Raw genomic sequence first — 21,998 nt, 5'->3', positions numbered from 1 at the left:
AACGAGTGCGCCTCTGATGGCTGTTGGCGCTGTTTTCTTTGATCCAGTGACCTGTTCGCTAGGCGAGCAATTTTACACCCGAGTGAACATTGAAGATTGCATTATCAAAGGGGCAATTCCCGAAGGGGGCGTAATTAAATATTGCCTGGGATTGTGCAGCGATGAGAGGGCAAAGTTAATTAGCGATAACAACCCAAACTTATGGGATGCCGGAGAAAAATTTTCTGACTGGTTGACTGGCAACGCTGATGACTTAGCAACTCTTGGCGCATGGTCAAGAAAACCAAGCCTTGAGTTTGCCATTTTAAGACGTTCTTTGGGTTTGTCTTTTGAGGGCATTCCATGGGCGCGAGATCGGGAATGGGGGAGTTATCGCGCTAGGGATGCATTTTGGCATAGATCCGCTATCAACTTACCCAAAGGGCAATATTGAAAATGCAATTGCCTTATATAGAGCCATTCATCAAGTGCATTTGTTGTTCGCTGCACAGCGCGCAATTGCTCAAGGGGACAAGTTATGATCCGCCCGTTCATCAAATGGGCGGGGGGGGGGGGGGTAAAACCCGCGGCCTGCCTGATTTGCTGCCGCACTTGCCGAAAGCCGATCGCCTGTTTGAACCATTTGTCGGTGGTGCTTCGGTATTCCTGAATACCGACTATCCCCGGTACGTGCTGGCCGATATAAATGCCGATCTTATTAATACTTACCTGATGGCCCGTGATGCCACCAACACATTTATCGGAGTTGCAAAAGAGCTATTCGAAAACGGCAATAGCCCGATCGCGTTTTATCGTAACCGCGACATGTTCAACGCTATATCAGATGATGAATGCTTGCTAAAAGCTGCTTTATTCCTATATCTCAATCGCCATTGCTTTAATGGCATTTGTCGCTACAACAACGCCGGTTTTTTTAATGTCCCATTTGGGGGGTATAAAAAACCTTACTTCCCAGAAGCCGAGATAAAGCTTTTTGCGGAAAAAGCTAACGACACAAAAACCGCTCTTGTAGTTGCAGATTTCAGCAAGACCCTGAAAGCGAAAGCGATAAACGAAAGCAGTGTTATCTATTGCGATCCGCCGTATCTTCCCGCCAGTGATACAGCGAATTTCACGCAATATCATCATGCTGCCTTTACGCACGAACATCACCTCCAATTGGCTAAGTGCTTACTGCACGTTCGTTACGAAACTGATGCAGCGGTAGTTATCTCAAATAGCGACACCCCCGCCACGCGCGAAATTTACCAGCACTATCTATTTCATGAAGTCAGCGTGAGCCGTTCGCTGGGCGCTGCCGTTGCATCAAGGAAAAAGGCCGGGGAAGTGATTGGCGTGCTGAATGCAGGGAGGTTACGCCATGCGTAAAACCCCTACAAAAATGCCAGAAGGGTTAACCCGCCCAGATTGCCCCCATCGCCACCAATGACGATGTTGGCATTAGAAAATACAGATAGAGCGCAGGCTTTAGCTATCGAGATATCGCTGAATGAGCAGAGCAAAGAGGACTTAACCCAATTAGTTCTTTGCGAAATCAGTGATTTTTTTGCAAGACTCGAACAGCCCGGCGCGCCAGAAACACTGGAAGAGATGCAAGCGGTTCTGATGGCGCGTGTTCAGTCCGTTTTAATCGGCGGTGCCTGATGCGTAAAGGAGCTTACTACAACGAGATTGATCCCTTTGCAGCCCAATGGCTGCGTAACCTTATCGCCGCCGGCCATATTGCGCCGGGTGATGTTGATGAACGCTCGATCGAGGATATTACTCCCGATGACTTACAAAACTACACGCAATGTCATTTCTTCGCTGGGATTGGCGTCCGGTCATACTCCCTGCGTCGCGCCGGATGGCCCGACAAAAACCCCGTATGGACAGGCTCATGTCCTTGCCAACCATTCGGCGCAGCAGGCAAAAAATCAGGGTTTGACGACAAGCGGCACCTCTGGCCCGCATGGTTTCGTCTTATATCTCAGTGCTGCCCTGGAATCGTGGTTGCAAGCAAATACGGCCTTTCTTGGCTCGACTTTGTACGCCTTGACATGGAAACAGCGGAGTACGCCTTCGCGGCTGTTGATTTATGCGCTGTGGGCGTCGGTGCCCCGCACATTCGGCAGCGGCTTTTTTGGGTGGCCGACGCCGACGGCATGGGACGGCTCGGGAGGGGGGCAGCAGCCATAGCGATGAATCCAGCAAGTCAGTCGCATTTGAGGGATGTCGCTCATCTAGCAGGATGGCCCACTGTCACAACCATCGACAACAACCAGGTACGCGGACAGGGTGCGGCAGCGAATGCGCCACAACGGGGGACGACGCTGGGCGGAGCGGCAAGGCTAGCCACCTGGCCGACACCCAGCGCACAGGATTCAGACCATCATCCCCGGAATGTATTGGCGCGAGTCAATTCGAGCAGCAAGCGTCAGTTGATGTTAGCGCATGCGGCGGGGCTGACCGGGCCTTGCAGGTTAACAGTTTTTGGCGTGATGCAGATGGGCTCTTCTGCCGAGATGGAAAGTGGCGGCTAGTTGAACCCGGCACATTCCCATTGGCTTATGGGATTACCAATCGAGTGGGACGACTGCGCGCCTACGGCAACGCGATAAACGCCGAGATAGCCACAGCTTTCATAAGCGCCTATATGGATGCGGGGCAATGACCACCGCCACTAATGGGCGTCGCGCCCCAACACCGCCCCCACCGTATCCGGGTAGCGCACCAGACGCCACCCGGTACGATTACGAATGGCAGAAGCCAAAAACCGCCATTTTTATTGATAAGACTCCCGTTGTTGATCTCGCTGAGCTGGGTCAAGAACAAGAGTTTTTGGCGTGGGTAAAACGCACCCTATCGCCACTGCCTCGCTTCATCCGCCTGCGTCTAACGTCGCGCATCGACAGTATTTACACCATGAAAGGCAGACACATAGCCCGCCTGTCACTGCGCGATATTATTCGCAGGGATCTGCCTCACATCAGCATGGTCAATGAGCAATACGCGATTGCGGTAAAATATGATACGATATCTCAAAACAATAACGTATTCAGTGAGCTAAACCCGCTTCACCATACGTTTAATACCCTTCACGGATTGGTTGAGCGCTTTAACCGCCTGCCGGACTTCACCCCGGAAGATGTTGAATTGCTGGCGCAGGATGTTGCTATCTACATGCGTGCGGTATTGAGCGAAGTTAATGAAACCGTGTCAGCGTTAGATGATCGTCAGTGCGCGAAATACCTTTACACCGAAGCGGCAAACCTCGCGCGGCTTTTCTTCCTCGCGCCACCAAGTTGGGGGAAGTACTGCCGAGGCAAACTGTTTATTGATGATGCCGCATCAGGTATCAGCAAGATGCTGGATGAAGGCTACTGGCACCGTAATCTTAAAAAATACGCTATGCGCTGGCGTGAACATCTGCATATTGCTTTTGGTGATGTGAAACGGGGGGCAGCACCCTATTGCAGTAAGCATCATGTCGAAAAATGGGACGCCAGACGTAAACGCAGCCGCGCGATCATGGCGCGCCTGGAGCTGGAAGATCAGGACACAAAAGAGCGTATTTCACTGATTGAGCAGATCGATAAGAGCATATCTAACCCGGCGTTACGTCGCGTGGAGCTTATGACCCGTATTGGGGGATTTGAGAAAGTTGCCAACGATAGCGGTTTTTCTGGTCAATTTTTTACGTTGACCGCCCCGTCCAAATATCACGCCTATACCATGTTCGGGCATCGTAACACCCTAAGTGGAACGGTGCCAGCCCCAGAATGACGCAGCGCTATCTTAATCGGGTTTGGCAACAGATCCGTGCAGAATTGGCCCGCCGTGAAATCCCGGTATTTGGCCTGCGTGTGGCGGAATCTCATCACGATGGAACACCACACTGGCACGGACTACTGTTCTCATTGCCCGAGCATGCCAGCGAGTTGCTGGAAGTGATGCAGGACTATGCCACCCGCGAGGATGCGGAAGAATTGCAGGGGAAACACGGCAAGCAGCCACGTTTTGAAATGAAGCCTATCGATCAGGAGATCGGCAGTGCTACCGGCTACGTGGTGAAGTACATCAGTAAAAATATTGATGGCTACGCACTCGATGGTGAAACCGACGACGAAAGCGGCAAGCCGCTAAAAGAAACCTCAAAGCACGCCACCGCCTGGGCTTCATGCTGGGGCATTCGTCAGTTTCAGTTTTTAGGCGGCGCTCCTGTTTCTGTCTAGCGCGAGTTGCGCCGGTTTCGCAATCAGACATTGGCAGACAAGATAAACCCACTGTTTGCTGAATTGCACCACGCTGCCGATGGCGGCGACTGGCAGGAATACACCCTGTTGCAGGGCGGTGCGCTGGTTGTCCGGCGCAATCTGCCGCTACGCATCTGGTATCAACAAAAAGATAAGCCTAATGCTTACGGCGAGTATCACCATCTTATCAAGGGGTTGGTGATGCCTGCCGCTCATATCCCCCTCATTGAAACCCGTTTGCATACCTATCGCATCGTGAAGAAGAAATCGGCGATTTCAGACGACGTAGGCCAGGCCGTTGACGTTGCTTTTGACCTTCGGGGCTCGTCCGCACCCTCTAGGACTCGCGTCAATAACTGTACCGAGGTCAAAAAACAGACAGAATCGGCGGCAAAAAAATCACCACCGGATGAGCCTGAACAGTTCGAAATCGGCCAAATGACCCGCGAACAGAAAAAACAGCTTGCCGAAAGCCTGCGACACCACAGACCAATACGAAAGAAATCACCAGCTGATGAATTTGAAACGCTGACACACGTTATCACATTGGGCGATTGCACGGATTATGACCGGCGAAGAGCGGAAAGCTACCTTAAAGCGGCGCACGAAATCAGGCGGCAAGAGAAAGCGATGAAGCCGGAAGGGATAAAACTGGCTGAACAAATTCAAGTGTGGGCACGGATTAAGAATATTCAAATCAGCAAAGTTCAGGCAGATCGGCTTGCGTGCGGTGAAGAGGTTACCGCGCTGGATACTGTATATCGTGCTCATCCAGTGACCGGGGAATTGATTGCAACTGATATCAATTTACCGTGGCGCAAAATCCTGGCGCGCCATAAGACCAGCAACCTCATCAATCGTTGGCGGTTGGCAGTGAAATAACTTGCCGTCCATGTATGGCGCTATTGCATCGCGTCATCGTATTGCGACACATGGTGGCACAGTCATAACCGGCGATGTTTGCCGTAATGAACAGACAGAAATGTCTGTTCTGGCCATACATAGATCACAGTCAGAAATGACGTAGCTGCAGCACAGATAAAAACATCTATGTGATACCACAAGGGGGAATTATGGCATTCCCAACAGGTAAAGAAGTGCCTAAATACACTAATAAAGACCTGAAAATAATGGGGATCTCATCGCGATTACAAACCATCATGATTAACGAAAACATCACAGTTGGTGAGCTTGTGGGGTGCGCCGAATCCGTTAGGAATAGCTATCAAGCTTTGAAACGTGAAGGGATGACCGCTGTTAACGGTGAATTACGGTGAATTACGGTGAATTACGGTGAATTACGGTGAATTACGGTGAATTACGGTGAATTACGGTGAATTACGGTGAATTACGGTGAATTACGGTGAATTACGGTGAATTACGGTGCTCATTCTGTAATGTACCGAGGGCGGAAGCCAAGAAAATCATTGTCGGGCCGGGGAGTGTGTGTATCTGTGATCAGTGCGTTGAGCTTTGTGTCGTAATACTAAAACCAGATGCGGAGGCAAAATAATGGGATATCTGGGGAGCAAGGCGGCACCTGGTGCATACCAGAAAATCATTGCCAATATGCCGCCGCATGATGTGTACATAGAAACGCACTTAGGTGGCGGAGCGGTGATGCGGCGGAACGTCGGGATCGATATCGACGAAGAGGCATTGAGAAATTTCGCTATCGGGCATTCTATCGGGGCGGGCCAGTTGCAGCACGTCAGCTTGATAGGCGGCGATGCCGTGGAATACCTGCGCCTGCTCGACTTTTCCCGCATGGGCCGGGTATTGATTTACGCCGATCCGCCCTATCTGCCCGAAACGCGCACCAGTCGGAACCGCTACCGTTACGAATACACCGAAGATGATCACCGAATACTAATTGCCGCGCTGCGCCGTGTCCCGGCCAGCGTGATGATCTCCGGCTATCCCTCTGCACTTTATGATGAACTGCTGTCCGATTGGCGCTCTATTACCTTTCAGGTAATGACTCGCGGCGGGCCGCCGCACAGAAAAGCTATGGATGAATTACCCAGACAACGCAGCGTACAGCGCGGCTTTTGCGGGTAAAGACTACATCGATCGGCAGCGTATCAAACGCAAAGCGGAGCGGTGGAAATCTAAATATGCCGCGTTACCGCCTGCTGGAAGGTTGGCAATCATGACGGCATTAAGCGAAGTAGATTCCAAATAAAAAAATAACTCCAATAACTCTAAAAAGGTTGCAATTTGGGGTTATTGGGGTTATTATTATTTCATTGGATGGCGACAGGGTAAAAGGATGGACAGACGGACGTTAATAGCAGAAATCAAAGCCGACGGGTGGGAACTGGTAAGAGTTAACGGAAGTCATCACCATTTCACACACCCTGACAAACCGGGATTAGTGACAATCCCACACCCTAAGAAGGATTTACCGATAGGCACGGTAAAAAGTATCAGGAAACAAGCGGGGATTTAATCCCCGCCACTTGAAGAGGATGAATTATGTTTTATCCAGTGGCAATCGAAGCGGGCGATGATACTCATGCATACGGCGTGACAGTGCCGGATCTGCCGGGGTGTTTTTCTGCCGGTGATACACTTGATGAGGCAATCGCGAATGTCAAAGAAGCGATAACCGGACATATCGAATTGTTGATCGAAATGGGCCAGGATATACCCGCCGTATCGTCTGTGGGGGAGTTGGCGAAAACGGCGGAATACTCCGGTTATACCTGGGCTGTAGTCGATATTGACGTTACGCGACTGATGGGCGGCGCAGAAAAAATTAACGTCACCTTACCCAAATCCCTGATTGACCGTATCGATCGCTGTGTGGCGAGTAACCCCGAATTTAAAAGCCGCTCGGGCTTTCTCGCACAGGCAGCGATAGAACGCATTTCCTCTATCCGATAAACTGTTTCTATCACATCTGTAAGCCCGCTTGTCGGGCTTTCTTTTCCCTCAATGCGCGTTGCACAATGCTGCACAATTTTGCACAAATATGTTGATGCTATTTTTACCCTTTCCACCCTGTCCCCGTGCCGTTTTGGTTGGGATCTGCAAGTGCACAAAAACACGCAGGTTTGCTGCGCGCAGGTGACGGGGGAAAAGCCCCCGCGAAGGGGGTAGGTAGGGGTCGGCTTGATTCATCAAAATGTCGCCCGATTTCTGCCGTTCTGCGTGGTTGTCATGCGTTTGGCAAGGCCGTTCGCAGGCGAACGCCATCGCCTCACAGCATGGCGTTGAAGCGCGTTTGTGTGCGGGTATTCTGTGGGTGAAATGCCGGGTGCTTCAACGGGATTGCGTGATCGGTGGCATGAATACTTTTGAAGAAAAACCGCCGCAGGACGCGGCGGCGAAGTGGATGGCTATTCGGCTTTCAGCAAGGCGTAAGGGTTGAAGCGGATCCCAGCCAGTCATTAATATGCTTAAGCTCTTCCATGACGGGCATCAGTTCGTTGATGGCAAACACGCGCGCGGCTTTCTCAACGTCACCGAATGAGCCATTGCCCTCCGGCATGGCGCCCATCAGTTGCGGCGGTACACGGTGCGCGGCAAGGATATCGTCGCGGGTAACAGATTTGATATTTAAAAACTCATCCTTGGCAGATATCTGGCTGAACGGGATGATTTGCACCCCCTTCTCGCCCCCGCCTGGCGCGTGCAACAGCAAATACCCCTTTGCCGCGCGCTTCCGTCAGAGTCTTTTTCACGTTCTCCATGCTCTTTTCATCAACCTGCGCCTCACCGATGTAGATAATGCACCCGGCATGCGATCCGTTGTCGTAGTAGAGTTTGCGGAACATGTCGGCGGAGTGTGACAGGCTGGCTGACAGCATGGCCCCGATGTACTCCGGCATACCGTAGATCTCCTGGTGAATATCGGGGTTGATCACATGGTACACGCTGCCGGTATCAAACTGGTGTTCGTCTTTCCACTGACGGATAAACCAATAGGTTTCCAGGTCACTCCCGCGCCGGGTGTACTTGGCCGGGACATGGCGCAATGACAGCACACCGCCGAGGCGGTTTGTTCTGCGCTCAAGGTAGCCATTGCCAAACACGAACCAGTCCAGCACAAAGGCGGAGAACTCCTGCCGCGATAATAACGGGTGCGGAATAAAACACCCGATCAGTGCATTGCGTTTGAAATAGAGTGCTGACTGATGCCATGACGCGCTACCGAATGAACGCGCCAGCCCATACCAGTCAATTGGGGTTTCGTAGTAGCGCCCGTTATCCGCGCAATACATATTGTCCAGCAGATCATAACTGTCGCGCACCGGATAAGGGCCGTCGAACGTGAACGCGCTTAAACCGGGTTCGTTTTTTAGTGCGGTAGCAACATCCGGTTGCGTTGCAGTGTTGGAAGTGGCTGTGTTGGCCATCCGTGTGTAGTGCTGTTTCTTGCTCATCAGAACTCCATAGCAAAACCGCCGCCACCTTGTTCCTGGCCGAGCGGCTCATTGATGATGGCCAGCATGGTGGCCCAGGCCAGATCGCCGTGATTTGAACCGCGCATGCGGTCTGAGTCATAGGTAATAATGCCGCCGGGGGTTTTAACACGGCGCACGGTGTTAAAGGCTTTGATAAGGGCTTGTTCGCTGCGGTCATACTCCCAGCGGCCCGCTCGGATCACCTGCAACATTTTCAACACCAGGGCGCGCTTGGAAGATACCGACATCAGGTAACACACGGCGGCCGGAAAGAATTTTTTCACCAACCGATAGACCGCTTCCCCTATGCCGGTGCCGTCAATCGCGATGTGCTGTACGTTGTATTTGAAAGTCAACGCTTCGATCACTTTGGCCTGTTCTTCAAACTCAAGCCCGCGTATCTGCTGGGTTTCGATGGTGCGGAATTTCCCCCCCGGCCACGAGTGGCGGAACGTTCACCGAAATGGCACCGCTGTCGCCGTTACCGCTGCTGCCGTTGGCGTCATAGCCAATCCACACACCGCGATCGGCCATGGGGCGAGAAGCAAACGGCTTCCAGTCGAACCATTCATCGTAACCGTCGGCGCCGCAACTGAACAGCAAATTAAGATTAAAGGCGCTCTCCCCGTCACGCACAAACTCGCAGCAACAAAGGTTTTGATATTCGTCCGGGCTGTTCTCATCCTTGATTTCTTCAAGGTCGGTGTATTCCCATCCGTGATCGATAGCGTCTTGCAAGGTGACGATCTGACGCCAGGTTTTATCCGGGCACAGCAAGCCGCTGTTAAGCGTTTTCCATGACACATCAAAATCAATTTTCTGCGCCTTGCTGCGCTTTTCGTTCCAGCGCGCGCCCGTCCAGAACGGGTACGCTTCATGGGTTTCACTGGATGGCGTAGAGAAATAGGTACGGGTGAGCCCTTTTTCAGGGTTGCCATGGCCCCGGCGACTTTGCGCAGGTTGGCAAAGTTGCTTGTCCAAAAGAACTCATCAAAGAACAGGTTGCCGGTATAAGACTGTACGGTAGCGGCTGATGTGCCGAGAAAATGCAGCTCTGCACCATTACTCAGCACAATTTTATCGCCGCCTTTTAATTCAATATCGACCTCTTGCGCCACCTGCTGAATAAAGCCCCGGAACTGGTGCGCCTGACGGCGCGACGCCGACAAAAAAATTTGATTGCGCTGAATAGCCATATTTCACATCATCACGCAGCGCTTGCAACAGGGCTTCACGGGCAAAATACCAGGTCGCCCCAATCTGGCGCGACTTCAGGATCATACGGTTACGGCGTGCACGCTCTGCATACCAACCCGTTTGATGCCAGGCCAGTGAACCGAGGATTTTTTCACGTAATGCGGCGATCTGCGCTTCCGTAAAGTGGTTCTTGGCTTTGCACTGGCGCGGTTTCCTGCCGCCTGCGGCTTCTGCTGGCTAGCCGTCGTTGAGCTTTTTCAACTGCCGCGTCAAGGCGTCCATTTCTTTCAGGTCGCCGGTCTTATTCGGTTTTTGCGCAAGCTGGCACAGACGCGTATCAATGGATTGACTGACGCGCTGGATCGTCGGCGTCTCGTCCCATTCGTCACGTTTCTTCCAGGCATACACCGTATTTTGATTGATACCCATCAGGCGTGAGATTTCCGCCGGTGGGTAACCCTGCCAGTAAAGTTGCTTTGCTCTTTTCCTTACAAACGCGTCCTGGATCATGCGCTTTCCCCCTTTGCCGGGAGGATTACCGCGCGCGCGATCCTGTCTGCGCTGCCTTTCGGGTCTGGTGCGCCTCTGACAACAAAACCGCGTTAAGACAGCAAGTTACGCTCTGCCATCATGATGCCACTGACACCACATGACAGGACAAACAGGCATGAGCGCAACAACCAAACCCGCCCGTAAAAAATTCCGGGTCGCTGTCTCCGGCTCGACCGTTGACGGGCGCGAAATCAGCCCCGAGCACTTGCGCGACGCGGCCGCCAGTTACCGCACTGATGTGTATGGCGCACGCGTCAACGTTGAACACTACCTTTCACCGCTGCCCGGTAGCGAATTTGGCGCGATGGGGGATGTGACCGCGTTAAGCACGGAAGATATTACCGAAGGGCCGCTTGCCGGGCGCACCGCACTCTATGCGGAAATCGAACTGACACCGCGCATGAAGCAACTGACCGATGAAGGCAAGAAGGTGTATTCCAGTATTGAATTGCATCCTCAGTTTGCGCTCAACGGCAAGGCGTATGTTGTGGGGCTCGCCATGACAGACACCCTGGCCAGCCTCGGCACTGAGCGCCTCAAGTTTGCCAGCCAGCAACGTGCACAAATCCAGGCATTCAACAATCAGCAAGGCGAAACGCCGCTGTTTTCTGACGCTATCGAGGCTGAAATCATTGAACTTGCCACCCAAAACAGCGATGAGGGGAAACAGTGGTTTTCTCGCGTGATGGGGATCATTGGCAAGGGCCGCAAATCAGACAGCGAACAATTCATCCAGGTACGTGAAGCGGTGGAGAACGTCGCGCAATCCCATGCTGACCTGCTGGATAAGTTCAACGATCTGACGGCACAGCGCCAGCACGGACGGCCAGACCATTCAGAAGCTGAATACCGAACTGGCCGCACTCAGGCAAACGCTGGCTACGCAGGATAACAGTTACACCCAACGCCCAGCGGCCCCCGGAGCAACCAGCGGCACACAGTTGGCTGATTTTTAAGCCCCGTTAAGCGAGAAAAGCGAACATGCAAAATAACACCCGTAAACTTTACAACGAGTACCGCGCCCGTCAGGCACAGCTTAACGGTGTGCAACCTGGTGATCTTGCGGCAACCTTCAGTGTTGAACCGTCGGAGCAACAGCGTTGGAAAAGGCATCACAGGAAAGTGATGAGTTTCTGAAAAAAAATTAACGTGTTTGGCGTCAACGACCAGGAAGGGCAAAAAATCCTGATCGGCAGCAAAGGGCCCATTACTAACACCAACAATAGCAGCGACGGCACTTCACGCCGCAATCCGGCAGATAATCATTCCAAAGAACCGAGCGATTACCATTGCCGCAAAGTTAACTATGATTCGGCACTCGGTTATGCCCAGCTTGATGCCTGGTCACAGCAGTCTAATTTTCAGACGATAATCAGTCAGGCGAATGCGCAGCAAATTAGTCTTAACCGCATCATGATCGGTTTTAACGGCACCCTCTATGCCGAAAAATCTGATCGTGCGGCCAATCCGTTATTGCAGGATTGCGGCGTCGGTTGGCTGCAAAAAATCCGCAATGAAGCATCCCATCGCATTATCAAAGACGTCACGCTCACCTCGCGTAATGAAGATAACAAAGTGATTGCCAAAGGCACCTACGGCAATCTTGATACCGCCGTTTATGATGCCAAAAACAGCCTGCTGGATCCCTGGCACCGCAAGGCGCCTGATCTGGTTGTCATCATGGCGTCCGGCCTGCTGACCGCAAGCAACTTCCCCAAACTTAACGCGCTAAGCCAAAGCAATCCCAGTACGGAATTGCTGGCCGGCCAGTTGATTGTCAGTCAGGAACGCGTTGGCGGATTGCCGACCTTCTTCGCTCCCTATTTCCCGTCGGATGGAGTGTTAATTACCTCCTTCAAAAACCTGTCGCTTTACTACCAGTTGGGTGGACTGCGCCGCAGCATGATTGAAGAGCCGCAGTACAACCTCATTGCGACCTATCAATCCTCTAACGACGACTTTGTGGTGGAGGATTACGGCAAGACGGCATTTATCGACGGCATTCAGTTTGCGCAGGCGCAAGCACAAAACGGCGGCGAGTAACAGCACAGCGGGGGAACCCCGCCCTAACGGGAGATTACGCAATGCTGACACCAGCACAGCGACATTTTCAGCGGGTAATGGCCGAGCGGCGCGGGCAGGTTGATGAGCAATCCGACATCGCGCGCACGGCCCATGAAGAGATCCTGCACCGCCTACGCCTTGATATGGCTCCACTAAGCCGAGTGCAGTCGGACGTCACCAAAGCCGACATGAAAAAGGCCATGTTGCCCGCCTATGAGGGCTGGATTGACGGCACTATCGAGGGTGACAGTGGGCGTCAGGATGAAGTGATCGCCACGTTGATGGTATGGGCGATTGACTGCCAGGACAGCGCGCTTGCGCTGAAGCTGGGGCTCTATGTCGTTAAACATGGCCTGTCTTTGCCTGCCGACAAGTTCCGCCGCGATGCGGTAACGGTACTGGCTGAGGAAGTAAGCAACCCTGTGCTGACGCTGGCAACCACTGACGCAGAGGCCGATCTGTCCGGTTATACCGCGATGCTGGATGAGGTAGCGGAGATTGTTGCCGGAAAGGATATGCCTGATGAAGTGCGCGCCAAACTGTGCAAAGCCCGTGCGTTCTCTCGGCGCGCAACCTGCGATGCCGAAACCAAAGGCGAAGCGCTGAAACTGTTCCGTGAAGCTATCAGCCTCAACCCTAACGCCGGTGTGAAAAAAGAGATTGCCGCGCTGGCGCGTGAGCTAAAGAAGCTGATGCCAGCCAGTAACCAAACGGCGGTGGATGAAACGGCAGAGGATGGCGCAGGCCAGGAAGGCGCAGCGGTAACAGATACCGTTGATGCCTCCGGCGTACCGCCAACGGCAGCAAGTGAAAACACGGCGAAGGTCAGCGCGCCCACTCCGGCGGCCAAACGCACCACGGCGCGTAAAGGTACGCGCAAAACGGGAACGGGAAAAACACCCCGGCCCCGTAAAACCACCAAACAGAATTAACGACTTCGGCCCCGTCCGACAGGCGGCGCACGTGGTGATCTGCCCGTTACGGTCTTTTGACCGCGCGCCCACCGCCTGACTTTTGGGAGATCTGATCATGAGCCTGGTAGCAACCAAGCGCGTTACCCCTGCTGGCAGTGACGTGGCAGATATTGACGATGGCGAGGCAAGCGTGAGCGCCGGTGATTTCTGGCCGCTTGTCTTGCTGCGTGAATTGCGTCTTGCGGTTCGTATTACGGGCGGTATTACCTCCACGCGCCTGATGCATGCTGCCACGGAAGCCGTGATACACGTCACCGATCAGTTGGCTGACTGGCAGCAAGCGCAGGAATCCGCCGGTTATCGCACGTTGCAATCCGTGCCCGTGCGTCTGGTCAATAACGAAAGCGAAGGTATACCGCTACAAGAGCGCGGTTTATGCCCTCAGTCACGCGGCATTGCTGGAGCGTCATCGCGATGTGGATAGCACGCCCAAAGGCGGCAAGGAAACAGACACATTCGAGAAACAGGTTGACGATCTGTGGCGTGATGCGCGCTGGAGCATTGCCGATATCCGTGACGCACAACGCCTTTTTGCCGAGTTGTGCTGATGATCGTTAACGCACTTCAGGGCGATACGGTGGACTTGCTGTGTTACCGCCATTATGGCACGTCACAGGGGGGGTTACCGAGCAGGTGATCGCCGCAAATCCGGGCCTGAGCCGACAGATATTCCTTAACGCCGGTCAGGCCGTGGAGTTACCGGAAATTACCCGTAAAGCAGAACAGGAAACGGTGCAGTTATGGGATTAAGTGATTTGCAGCGCCTTAATGATTGGGTGACGTTCGCCATGTCAGCCATGGTAACCGGCATTGGCGTGATGACCGTCAGTGAAAAAGTGGCGCTAGCCGGTCTGATTGTTGGCGTGGTCACCGCCTGGCGCGCCTGGCTGTTCCGGCGTCGTATCGAGCGAGCACAAAGCCGCCGCAATGACCTGATTGAGCAGATATTACGCCAGGCCGAACACCGTGCCATGACGGAATCTGAGCGTCGTGCCGTTGCCATTTTGCATCAGGGAGACGTTGACGATGAAAGCCGTCATTAAGCGTTGCTCTATCGCCCTGATCGTTGTGCTTGGTGCCTCCCCCGCCCCTGGCTCGTTACGCACCTCGCCGGAGGCGCAGCAAAAAACCGCCCGTTGGGAGGATTGCCGCCAGTCGGCCTATTACTGCCCGGCAGGCGTGCTGACGGTGGGGATTGGCTCTACCGGCAATGTGCAAAAACGCGAGTACAGCAACGAGGAGATTGCACGGCGCTGGATGAACGATATGCAGCGGGCAGAAAACTGCATCAACAGCAATTTTGAGGGGCAAGCGATGCCTCAATCCCCCTTTGATGCGATGACCGATACGGCGTTTAACGTGGGGTGTACCGGTCTGATGTGGTTTACCAACGCGCAAGGCAGCAAGCAGCGCACCACAATTTGGAAGCATGCGCAGGCGCATGAGTGGGGGGTAATGTGTGGCCGGTTAACCGACTTCGTTAACAGCGGTGGCAAGCGTTCCACAGGCCCGACTTTAAAGCCTGGTGCCTGTGTGATGTGAGCACGACGCCATGAAGCTGGTTGCCACGCTTGCCGTGTTGCTGGCATTGGCCGTTGCGGGTTTGCTGTGGCAGACGTACCAGCGCGGTATTGATAGCGCCACCCGTGAGGCGTTGACGACCAGCGCTAACCAGCAACGGGAAGTATTGGCAGAAGTACGGGCACTGAATACGGACACGCAAAAGATGCTGGCCGAGATACGAACCCGTGACCAACAACGCAATGCACAAGGGGAGGAACGCCGTGAAAAGATGCGTGCTGATATGCAAGCCGATGCATGTGCTAACACTGTTGTGCCTGCTGCTGTCAGTGACAGCCTGCAAAAACGTGCCGCACTCCCCAGCGATCAGCATCGTGGCGGAGCCGATACCGGAAAGTCTGACAAACCCGACGCCGACGCCAGCACTGCGCACGCCAGTGACCTGGGGCGGGATCGCGCTGTGGAGTGATCAGTTGCGTGACGCGCTGGACACCTGCAACGACGATAAAGCCGCGATCAGCGATCTGTATCTGCGCCGCTTGCAACGTATCAACGCCGCCGCACAAAGCGCCCAATAGGAGAAAGCCATGCTGAAAATTGATTCACTGCGCGATGCGCTGACCACGGCTAACACCTGGTGCCGTGCCAATCCTGAAGGGTTTACCGTCTTTGTCGAAGAGGGTGGCATTGAAACCACGGGCGAAACACCGTCATTCGCCTATCGCTACTCACTGGTGCTGTTTGTGATGAATTTCACCGGCGATATTGACGATTTTGTTTTGCCGCTGATGGCTTGGCTGTGGCACAACCAGCCTGATTTGCTGCTTAACCCGGAAAAAAACCGCGATGTGAAATTCACGACGCTCATCAACAACGACGACAGCACAGACATTCTCTTTGAAATCCCGGTGCGCAAGCGGGTAAAAGTGGTGCGCGCCGCTGATGGCACCTTAAAGGCGGAGCATTTGCCTGAACCACGTCCGAGACTTGTTGGCGGTGAGTGGGATGCGGTACTTCAGGATGTGACCTGGAGCGATCCGGTATGACAGACAATCGCTTTCACGCACTGGATGCCGTCTTTGATGACATTCTCTCGGGGGTGTCCGCCGCTGGCCGTCAAAGAACGGCGCGCCAGATAGGCCAGGCGCTTCGCCGCAGCCAGCAACAGCGCATCAAGGCGCAACAAAACCCGGACGGCTCCGCCTATCCCGCTCGCCGCCGCAAGGTGCTACGTGCCCAGCAAGGGATTTCGTTTGTCTGGGAAGGACAGGTTCGTCACCTGAAAAACTGGCACGGCGCGCGTGGCAAATATGGCCGTACCCTGACCGGGTTTGATACTGACCGCAATGATATTCGCACCTTCTACCGTAGCGACATTGAACGCTATATCGAAATCAATATGCGGTCAGTACGACAAACAACGGGCAAAAAATCCCCCATGTTCCAGAAGTTACGCGGCTATCGCTTTCTCAAGATGCGCGCTGATAGCAATGGGACGGGCGTTGCCACATGAGTGCCGAATTGATGCGCCTGCTGGCGAATATTTTGCGCGTTGGCGTGGTGGCTGAAGTAAACCCGATAACCTGGCGCGTGCGCGTCAGAAGCGGGGAATTGGTCACCGACTGGTTGCGCTGGAATACCCAACGCGCCGGTGCGTTCAAGGTCTAGATCCCGCCTGTGGTGGGGGAGCAAGTCTGGTTAGGCTGTCTCGGTGGCAACCTGGAAACCGCTGTCATTATCGGCAGCCTCTACAGCGACGATAATCCCGCGCCGGGTAGCACTCCGCAAGAGATGGTGATTACCGCCCCGGACGGCGCCCTCTTTACGCTATGACGCTGCCGCCGGTGCGCTGGAAGCCGTCGGCATGAAAACCGCACGGGTTAGTGCTGAAACCCGTATCACACTGGATACGCCGGAAGTGATTTGTACTAACAAGCTGACGACAGGCACGCTGGAAGTGCAAAAAGGCGGAGAAATGCGCGGCAACATTGAGCACAGCGGCGGCGCTTGAACTGGAATCCGAGCCGTTAAACGTGATCGCTCAGGTCATTGCCTATCGCGAAATGATGTTACGCCAGCGGATTAACGAAGGGGCCGCCGCGTGCATGCTCAGCCATGCTGTAGCGTCAGATCTGGATAATCTGGCCGTGAATCTCAACACTCAGCGCCTCACCATCACAGAAGCAACAGAGATACCGCAGACGCGGTGGTGGAAAGCGACAGCGCATTCCGTCTGCGTGCGCAGTCTGCCTTTGAAGGGTTAAGCGTGGCGGGCCCGACGGGTGCCTATGAATATTTTGCCAGGAGTGCCAGCGGCCAGGTGGCTGACGCCAAAGCGATTAGCCCATCACCGGCCACGGTAGTGGTATCGGTACTTTCGACTGAAGGGGATGGCACCGCTTCGGAAACGTTGTTAACTCAGGTCAACGCGGCACTCTCTGCGGAAGATAAACGCCCGGTGGCTGACAGGCTGACGGTGCAGAGCGCGGAGATCGTCAGTTACGCGATAAACGCGCGGCTCTACCTCTACCCCGGCCCGGAATCAGAGCCCATCACCAAGGCCGCACAGGATTCACTGCGCAACTGGATCGGCAATCAGGGCAAGATTGGGCGTGATGTGGCTCGTTCGGCCATTATGGCCGCCTTGCATGTGCAAGGTGTTCAGCGCGTTGAAATCATTGAACCCGCACAGGACATTGTGATCGGTGACACTCAGGCGGCGTCTTGCACGGGTTTCACCCTGTTGGAAGGGGGTATGGATGAATAACGACCTGTTACCCCCGTCTGCCAGTGACTTTATGCGCAATGTTGCGGCGGCCAGCCAAATCCTGACCGAGATGGCGGTTGATCTGAATACCCTGTGGGATGCGGAAAAATGCCCGGTAGACCTGCTGCCCTTTCTGGCCTGGGCGCTGTCCGTTGACCGCTGGGATAAACGCTGGTCAGAGCAAACCAAGCGCCAGGTGATTAAATCTGCCTGGTTGATACACCGCCAGAAAGGCACCATTGCCGCGCTGCACCGGGTGGTTGAGCCGTTTGGTTACTTGCTGCGCGTGATCGAATGGTGGGCGTGCCGGGAACCTTTCACCTTGATATCGGCGTGCAAGACAGCGGCATTACCGAAGAAACCTTTTTAGAGATTGAGCGGCTGATTGCTGACGCCAAGCCGCTTAGCCGTCACTTACTGGGGCTTAATATCACGCTGGATACGCAAGGCGCGGCCTATGTCGCTGCCAGCGTCTACGGCGGCGATGATTTGACCGTATACCCCTATTTCCCTGAGACCATCACCGTGATTTCGCCGGACAGTACCGGCGCAGGCATTCACTTGATTGATACGATGAGCGTAACCGTATGAGTATAAAATTTTTTGCCCTGTTAACCAATATTGGCGCGGCCAAGCTGGCAAACGCGACGGCACTCGGTTCACGTCTGGATATCACCCAGATGGCCGTGGGCGATGGCGGCGGCGCACTGCCGACGCCGAACCCGGCACAGACCAGGCTGATTAACGAGAAACGCCGCGCGGCCATCAATAGCCTGAGTGTCGATCCCGACAACACCAATCAGATTATTGCCGAGCAGGTGATCCCCGAAAATGAGGGGGGATTCTGGATCCGTGAAATCGGCCTGTTTGATGCCGAGGGGAATCTGATTGCGGTTGCCAACTGTGCCGAAACCTATAAGCCACAGTTGCAGGAAGGAAGCGGACGCATTCAGACCGTGCGCATGATTTTGATTGTATCCAGCACAGAAACGGTATCACTCAAAATTGATCCAACGGTCGTGCTGGCAACGAGTGGCTATGTGGATGAGGCCATCGCCACCCATGAGAAAAGCCGTAAACATCCAGACGCGACGCTTGAGGCAAAAGGCTTTGTGCAACTGAGCAGTGCGACTGATAGTGCCAGCGAAACCCAGGCCGCTACACCCAAAGCGGTGAAAGCGGCAATGGATAATGCAAATAGCCGATTACCATCGGGAGGGACAGCGGTACGACAGCCCGTACCATTGGCGGCGTAGCATTTGATGGGACGGCCAATATCAATCTCCCCGGTGTGAATGCCACAGGGAGTCAGAACACCACGGGTAATGCAGCCACAGCCACAAAACTGGCAACCGCGCGGAAAATTAACGGTGTGCCTTTTGATGGTACTGCTGACATTAATTTGACCCCACAAAACCTTGGTTTTGGAGAATCACTGCTTTCAGAAAACGGTTTTCAGCCGCTGCCTGGTGGTTTTCTCATGCAATGGGGGGTAGTGAACGAAAACAACACAGGAACGTTCCCTATTCCATTTCCGAATAAATGTTTTGTCATTAATGCCACGTTGTGTCAAAACGGCGCGCCATGGGATGGTTCGGTGACCTCTGCATATATTTTAGATAACCGTCAATTTAAGGCAGCATGTGGGCAATTGACGGGAAACCTGATTTATTGGACGGCTATAGGGTATTGATATGCAATATGTATACAGCACATCTAAAAACAGTTTTTACCCTGTTGATTTAAAAGAGCGTTATCAAGTTGCGGGAACATGGCCCGATGATGGTATTGACGGGATGAGTGTGTTTTCGCGGAGTTCTCAGCAAAAGCGGCCCCCCTTAATATGGTGCGTGCTGCTGGTAATGACGGGTTACCCTGTTGGGAAAAATGCCACCCGCCTCAATATCGGAAATAGTTCAGGCGGCTGAGCAACAAAAAGCAAGGTTACTTATCTCGGCTAATGCGGCTATTTCGCCCTTAGTTGACGCAGTTGATTTAGGCATTGCTACAGATGAAGAGCAATTATCGCTAGCAGCATGGAAAACCTATCGTGTGATGTTGAACCGTATCGACATCAGTACTGCTCCTGATATCGACTGGCCACCAGTGCCACAAAAATAATCTATCTCACACAAAAGCCCGCCACTATCGGCGGGCTTTGTTTATCGAGTACAGTTATTTTTATCTATGCATGCCGTAACGCACAGTCAATACTAACTGTGTTGGCCATCAAAATAACCCTTTCAGGGTGTTTATCGCAGAGTTAGCGCTGCTACGTGCATTTTCCATCAAATCACTGAATGACGAGGATTGTAGCCGCTCGCGCAAATCTTCATCGCATCGCTGAAAGCTCAGTGAAAACTCTATCTTTTTCGCCTTGCCATAGCGGTCAAGCTCTGTACGCGTTGTTTGCATGCCGGTCAGTAACGTAAAGCCTAATTGCAGTTTTGCAAGCGGGCCCAGCAACAAGCCCGCAGCCAGCGAGGTGGCACCAATCGCCGCCGTTAGTGCTAGTGCGCTGCCACCCGCAATCACCAGTGTACGGGCTAGTTCCGGATTAGCCTGTACCCATCCACGCAACTGATTAACCCATTGCGTCGCCGTCTGTGTCAGACCGCGCAAACCATCCGTGATCCCGCTAAATACGTCCGTACGCAAACCGGACAGCGCACCGACCAATTTATCAAGATCACCTGACAGGTTGTTCCCTAAGCGTGTCGCCCATTTGGTCAGCTTTGCCACGCACGTCGCCAAGACGGTCAGACGTGTTCGCAAACGCCAACAGAAACGCGGGGATTTGATCGACGGATAAATCCTCTATTGGGGTGCCGAACAGTCTGATCGCCGCATTTGCCCGCTCTGCCGGGTCACGAATGGCCAGCAGCCCCCTGGCGGTTTTCTGCATAGCCGTGCGCGCGGGCGCTCCGCCACGGGCTATGGCAGAGGACATGGTGTCGGCACTCAGCCCGATTTGCTTGTAGGCCTCGACGCTCTTTTTCGACATGTCGGAGCCACGGATGCTGAACTCCTTGATCGCGTCCCCGGTTTTGTCCAGGGCAAATTTACCCTGCTGCGACATGCCAACCAGCAGCGACATGGCTTCCCGACCGGTGAAACCCATATTGCGAAAATGGGTGGAATATTCATGAAGAATTTCTGGCAACTCGCCGCGCATGCTAGCACTCATTTTCTTCATGCCTGTCGTCATCAGATCGAATGCCTCATCACTGCTGATGACGAGTTTATTTTTCATCAGGATTGCGGCGGTCTGAATCCCTTCCGCAAGGTCAGTCTTAAAGACCTTCTGCATGTCCAGTGTTTTGCGCGTGATACGTGACAATTCGTTATCACCCACATCACCGAGGTATCCTAGTGCGCTGCGTACAATGGACAGCGCCTCAGACGCCATTTCTAGATTATGGCTGACCCCGCTACTGTTGAGATCCTGAATGAGATGGGTATAGCGTCCACCGGCGGCAGCGTTCTCGCCACTCTGCGCTGCAATCACCGCACCACTACCCTCTGCCTGTACCTGTGGGGCTAGCACCCGCGTACTGGCATACATCCCGGCAGTAGCGGTGGCTATGGCAACTGTCCCACTATTACGCAGCTTTCCGGCGATTTGCTGCATGCGGTCATAGCGTGCGCGTGCCTGCGTTACGGCGGCCAGTTGTAGCCGCTCTCGCTCTAAAGTTTGGTTGTATTGTTCAGTGCGCCGGATAGCACTTTGAATGGTGGCAGTGCTTCCTGCCAGCGATACGCCATGCCCGCGCAACGCCTGGGCACTGGCACGCAGTTTGACCATTTCCTGATCGCGTGTCGCGTTAAGACGTTCCATTTTTGCCGCCAGGGCGGCCATGTGTTCGCGCTGTTTGTCAGTCAGCACGGTGCCATTGCGCTGGGCCTTGTTCAGCCCTTCCAGAGAACGGCCCGCCTCGTCAATCTGGCGCGAGGTTTTTTGCACGCTATCGCGCAGGCGGTTAAAGGTTTTGACTGTTTGTCCAGATCGTTAATGGCGGCCTGGGTTTTTTTGAGGGATTCAGACAGGCCGCCCGCACCCTGGCGGGCGGCATTGACCGGGCGGGTTAAACGGTCTATCACGCTGAAAGCAAAGCGGATATCAAGGCTTTTCATCGTCACTGGCTCCACTGCGGATAGCCTCCCGCTCGCGCCAGGCTATCACCTCACCCAGATCCATGCTGAAGAGTTCAGAAGGCGGCCAGTTAAAAACAACGGCAATATCGGCGACCAGATCATCAATCTGGTCAAACTGCAA

At 53.9% G+C, this 21,998-nt stretch carries 21 protein-coding genes and 15 pseudogenes; 30 read left to right on the top strand and 6 right to left on the bottom strand.

Annotated features, from left to right (window positions below):
- The first annotated feature begins 13 nt into the window (after nucleotides 1-13).
- The 13 genes and pseudogenes from ACMZI0_RS12565 (at nucleotide 14) to ACMZI0_RS12505 (ending at nucleotide 7,611) form a co-directional block, all read left to right on the top strand.
- Complete coding sequence (locus ACMZI0_RS12565) at nucleotides 14-433, top strand: 3'-5' exoribonuclease domain-containing protein (protein ID WP_415673434.1); 420 nt, start codon at nucleotides 14-16, stop codon at nucleotides 431-433.
- Nucleotides 434-435: 2 nt separating this feature from the next.
- Nucleotides 436-1,368: a DNA adenine methylase gene (locus tag ACMZI0_RS12560; RefSeq protein ID WP_415673433.1), complete on the top strand. Its 933-nt coding sequence runs from the start codon at nucleotides 436-438 to the stop codon at nucleotides 1,366-1,368.
- A 63-nt stretch (nucleotides 1,369-1,431) separates the two neighbouring features.
- Nucleotides 1,432-1,644: a hypothetical protein gene (locus tag ACMZI0_RS12555; RefSeq protein ID WP_415673192.1), complete on the top strand. Its 213-nt coding sequence runs from the start codon at nucleotides 1,432-1,434 to the stop codon at nucleotides 1,642-1,644.
- Nucleotides 1,644-2,653, top strand: a pseudogene (locus ACMZI0_RS12550) (DNA cytosine methyltransferase). The gene ACMZI0_RS12555 and the pseudogene ACMZI0_RS12550 overlap by 1 nt, the downstream one beginning before the upstream one ends.
- The gene (locus tag ACMZI0_RS12545; protein ID WP_415673191.1) at nucleotides 2,650-3,765 is read left to right on the top strand and encodes a replication endonuclease; all 1,116 of its coding nucleotides are present in this window, start codon (nucleotides 2,650-2,652) and stop codon (nucleotides 3,763-3,765) included. Before ACMZI0_RS12550 ends, ACMZI0_RS12545 begins: the two are co-directional and overlap by 4 nt.
- Nucleotides 3,762-4,214 (top strand): replication endonuclease, encoded by a 453-nt coding sequence (locus ACMZI0_RS12540; protein ID WP_415673190.1) that lies wholly within the window; start codon nucleotides 3,762-3,764, stop codon nucleotides 4,212-4,214. The genes ACMZI0_RS12545 and ACMZI0_RS12540 overlap by 4 nt, the downstream gene beginning before the upstream one ends.
- 108 nt (nucleotides 4,215-4,322) lie before the next feature.
- A complete protein-coding gene (locus ACMZI0_RS12535) occupies nucleotides 4,323-5,117 on the top strand; it encodes a hypothetical protein (RefSeq protein WP_415673189.1) in 795 nt (264 codons plus the stop codon).
- A gap of 191 nt (nucleotides 5,118-5,308) precedes the next feature.
- Complete coding sequence (locus tag ACMZI0_RS12530; RefSeq protein WP_415673188.1) at nucleotides 5,309-5,512, top strand: hypothetical protein; 204 nt, start codon at nucleotides 5,309-5,311, stop codon at nucleotides 5,510-5,512.
- An 86-nt stretch (nucleotides 5,513-5,598) separates the two neighbouring features.
- Nucleotides 5,599-5,748, top strand: coding sequence for a ClpX C4-type zinc finger protein (locus ACMZI0_RS12525; protein WP_415673187.1), 150 nt, complete (start codon nucleotides 5,599-5,601; stop codon nucleotides 5,746-5,748).
- A pseudogene (locus ACMZI0_RS12520) lies at nucleotides 5,748-6,420 on the top strand (DNA adenine methylase). The gene ACMZI0_RS12525 and the pseudogene ACMZI0_RS12520 overlap by 1 nt, the downstream one beginning before the upstream one ends.
- An 87-nt stretch (nucleotides 6,421-6,507) precedes the next feature.
- A complete protein-coding gene (locus ACMZI0_RS12515) occupies nucleotides 6,508-6,687 on the top strand; it encodes a type II toxin-antitoxin system HicA family toxin (protein WP_415673186.1) in 180 nt (59 codons plus the stop codon).
- A 26-nt stretch (nucleotides 6,688-6,713) separates the two neighbouring features.
- Nucleotides 6,714-7,124: a type II toxin-antitoxin system HicB family antitoxin gene (locus tag ACMZI0_RS12510; RefSeq protein WP_415673185.1), complete on the top strand. Its 411-nt coding sequence runs from the start codon at nucleotides 6,714-6,716 to the stop codon at nucleotides 7,122-7,124.
- Nucleotides 7,125-7,365: 241 nt separating this feature from the next.
- Nucleotides 7,366-7,611 carry a hypothetical protein gene (locus tag ACMZI0_RS12505; protein WP_415673184.1) on the top strand — a complete coding sequence of 82 codons (246 nt, stop codon included), beginning with the start codon at nucleotides 7,366-7,368 and terminating at the stop codon, nucleotides 7,609-7,611.
- On the opposite strand, the pseudogene ACMZI0_RS12500 reads toward ACMZI0_RS12505, so the two are convergent.
- Together ACMZI0_RS12500 and ACMZI0_RS12495 are read right to left on the bottom strand one after the other, a co-directional pair.
- Nucleotides 7,580-8,626: pseudogene (locus ACMZI0_RS12500) on the bottom strand (phage portal protein). The gene ACMZI0_RS12505 and the pseudogene ACMZI0_RS12500 sit on opposite strands and share 32 nt — an antisense overlap.
- Nucleotides 8,626-10,354 (bottom strand): annotated as a pseudogene (locus ACMZI0_RS12495) (terminase large subunit domain-containing protein). The pseudogenes ACMZI0_RS12500 and ACMZI0_RS12495 overlap by 1 nt, the downstream one beginning before the upstream one ends.
- A gap of 157 nt (nucleotides 10,355-10,511) precedes the next feature.
- Between ACMZI0_RS12495 and ACMZI0_RS12490 the strand changes: the two are divergent.
- The 17 genes and pseudogenes from ACMZI0_RS12490 (at nucleotide 10,512) to ACMZI0_RS12410 (ending at nucleotide 19,843) form a co-directional block, all read left to right on the top strand.
- A pseudogene (locus tag ACMZI0_RS12490) lies at nucleotides 10,512-11,352 on the top strand (GPO family capsid scaffolding protein).
- A 25-nt stretch (nucleotides 11,353-11,377) separates the two neighbouring features.
- A pseudogene (locus ACMZI0_RS12485) lies at nucleotides 11,378-12,439 on the top strand (phage major capsid protein, P2 family).
- 41 nt (nucleotides 12,440-12,480) lie between these two features.
- Nucleotides 12,481-13,392, top strand: coding sequence for a phage terminase small subunit (gpM, locus tag ACMZI0_RS12480; RefSeq protein WP_415673183.1), 912 nt, complete (start codon nucleotides 12,481-12,483; stop codon nucleotides 13,390-13,392).
- Between the two features lie 97 nt (nucleotides 13,393-13,489).
- Nucleotides 13,490-13,982, top strand: a pseudogene (locus tag ACMZI0_RS12475) (head completion/stabilization protein).
- A pseudogene (locus ACMZI0_RS12470) lies at nucleotides 13,982-14,184 on the top strand (tail protein X). The pseudogenes ACMZI0_RS12475 and ACMZI0_RS12470 overlap by 1 nt, the downstream one beginning before the upstream one ends.
- A complete protein-coding gene (locus ACMZI0_RS12465) occupies nucleotides 14,175-14,477 on the top strand; it encodes a phage tail protein (RefSeq protein WP_415673182.1) in 303 nt (100 codons plus the stop codon). Before ACMZI0_RS12470 ends, ACMZI0_RS12465 begins: the two are co-directional and overlap by 10 nt.
- Nucleotides 14,461-14,990, top strand: a pseudogene (locus tag ACMZI0_RS12460) (lysozyme). Before ACMZI0_RS12465 ends, ACMZI0_RS12460 begins: the two are co-directional and overlap by 17 nt.
- Entirely contained in the window at nucleotides 14,987-15,424 is a 438-nt protein-coding gene (locus ACMZI0_RS12455) for a DUF2570 domain-containing protein (RefSeq protein WP_415673181.1), read from the top strand. The pseudogene ACMZI0_RS12460 and the gene ACMZI0_RS12455 overlap by 4 nt, the downstream one beginning before the upstream one ends.
- Before the next feature lie 118 nt (nucleotides 15,425-15,542).
- The gene (locus ACMZI0_RS12450; RefSeq protein WP_415673180.1) at nucleotides 15,543-16,001 is read left to right on the top strand and encodes a phage tail protein; all 459 of its coding nucleotides are present in this window, start codon (nucleotides 15,543-15,545) and stop codon (nucleotides 15,999-16,001) included.
- Nucleotides 15,998-16,459: pseudogene (locus tag ACMZI0_RS12445) on the top strand (phage virion morphogenesis protein); the annotation flags it as partial. The gene ACMZI0_RS12450 and the pseudogene ACMZI0_RS12445, both read left to right, overlap by 4 nt.
- Nucleotides 16,460-16,464: 5 nt before the next feature.
- Nucleotides 16,465-16,966 (top strand): annotated as a pseudogene (locus tag ACMZI0_RS12440) (phage baseplate assembly protein V).
- Nucleotides 16,947-17,722, top strand: a pseudogene (locus ACMZI0_RS12435) (baseplate J/gp47 family protein); the annotation flags it as partial. The pseudogenes ACMZI0_RS12440 and ACMZI0_RS12435, both read left to right, overlap by 20 nt.
- Nucleotides 17,715-18,313 (top strand): annotated as a pseudogene (locus ACMZI0_RS12430) (phage tail protein I). The pseudogenes ACMZI0_RS12435 and ACMZI0_RS12430, both read left to right, overlap by 8 nt.
- Nucleotides 18,310-18,927, top strand: a pseudogene (locus ACMZI0_RS12425) (phage tail protein); the annotation flags it as partial. The pseudogenes ACMZI0_RS12430 and ACMZI0_RS12425, both read left to right, overlap by 4 nt.
- Nucleotides 18,928-18,953: 26 nt before the next feature.
- Nucleotides 18,954-19,145: pseudogene (locus ACMZI0_RS12420) on the top strand (phage tail protein); the annotation flags it as partial.
- Nucleotides 19,125-19,415 carry a gp53-like domain-containing protein gene (locus tag ACMZI0_RS12415; protein ID WP_415673432.1) on the top strand — a complete coding sequence of 97 codons (291 nt, stop codon included), beginning with the start codon at nucleotides 19,125-19,127 and terminating at the stop codon, nucleotides 19,413-19,415. The pseudogene ACMZI0_RS12420 and the gene ACMZI0_RS12415, both read left to right, overlap by 21 nt.
- Before the next feature lie 194 nt (nucleotides 19,416-19,609).
- On the top strand, nucleotides 19,610-19,843 hold the full coding sequence (locus tag ACMZI0_RS12410) for a tail fiber assembly protein (RefSeq protein ID WP_415673431.1): 234 nt from the start codon (nucleotides 19,610-19,612) through the stop codon (nucleotides 19,841-19,843).
- 108 nt (nucleotides 19,844-19,951) lie between these two features.
- Here ACMZI0_RS12410 and ACMZI0_RS12405 read toward each other — a convergent pair whose 3' ends face one another.
- Genes ACMZI0_RS12405 through ACMZI0_RS12390 form a run of 4 tightly spaced genes read right to left on the bottom strand, consistent with a single transcriptional unit; the run spans nucleotide 19,952 to nucleotide 21,998 of the window.
- On the bottom strand, nucleotides 19,952-20,464 hold the full coding sequence (locus tag ACMZI0_RS12405; RefSeq protein WP_415673179.1) for a phage tail tape measure protein: 513 nt from the start codon (nucleotides 20,462-20,464) through the stop codon (nucleotides 19,952-19,954).
- Nucleotides 20,412-21,686, bottom strand: coding sequence for a phage tail tape measure protein (locus ACMZI0_RS12400; protein WP_415673178.1), 1,275 nt, complete (start codon nucleotides 21,684-21,686; stop codon nucleotides 20,412-20,414). Before ACMZI0_RS12400 ends, ACMZI0_RS12405 begins: the two co-directional genes overlap by 53 nt.
- Complete coding sequence (locus ACMZI0_RS12395) at nucleotides 21,632-21,856, bottom strand: hypothetical protein (protein WP_415673177.1); 225 nt, start codon at nucleotides 21,854-21,856, stop codon at nucleotides 21,632-21,634. The genes ACMZI0_RS12400 and ACMZI0_RS12395 overlap by 55 nt, the downstream gene beginning before the upstream one ends.
- Nucleotides 21,843-21,998: a GpE family phage tail protein gene (locus tag ACMZI0_RS12390; RefSeq protein WP_415673176.1), complete on the bottom strand. Its 156-nt coding sequence runs from the start codon at nucleotides 21,996-21,998 to the stop codon at nucleotides 21,843-21,845. The genes ACMZI0_RS12395 and ACMZI0_RS12390 overlap by 14 nt, the downstream gene beginning before the upstream one ends.

The organism is Symbiopectobacterium sp. (genome assembly GCF_047692315.1).
In the GTDB taxonomy this organism is placed as follows: Bacteria; Pseudomonadota; Gammaproteobacteria; order Enterobacterales; family Enterobacteriaceae; genus Symbiopectobacterium.
Note: the sequence above shows the minus strand (reverse complement) of the source record. Positions and strands in the feature narration are given on the sequence as shown.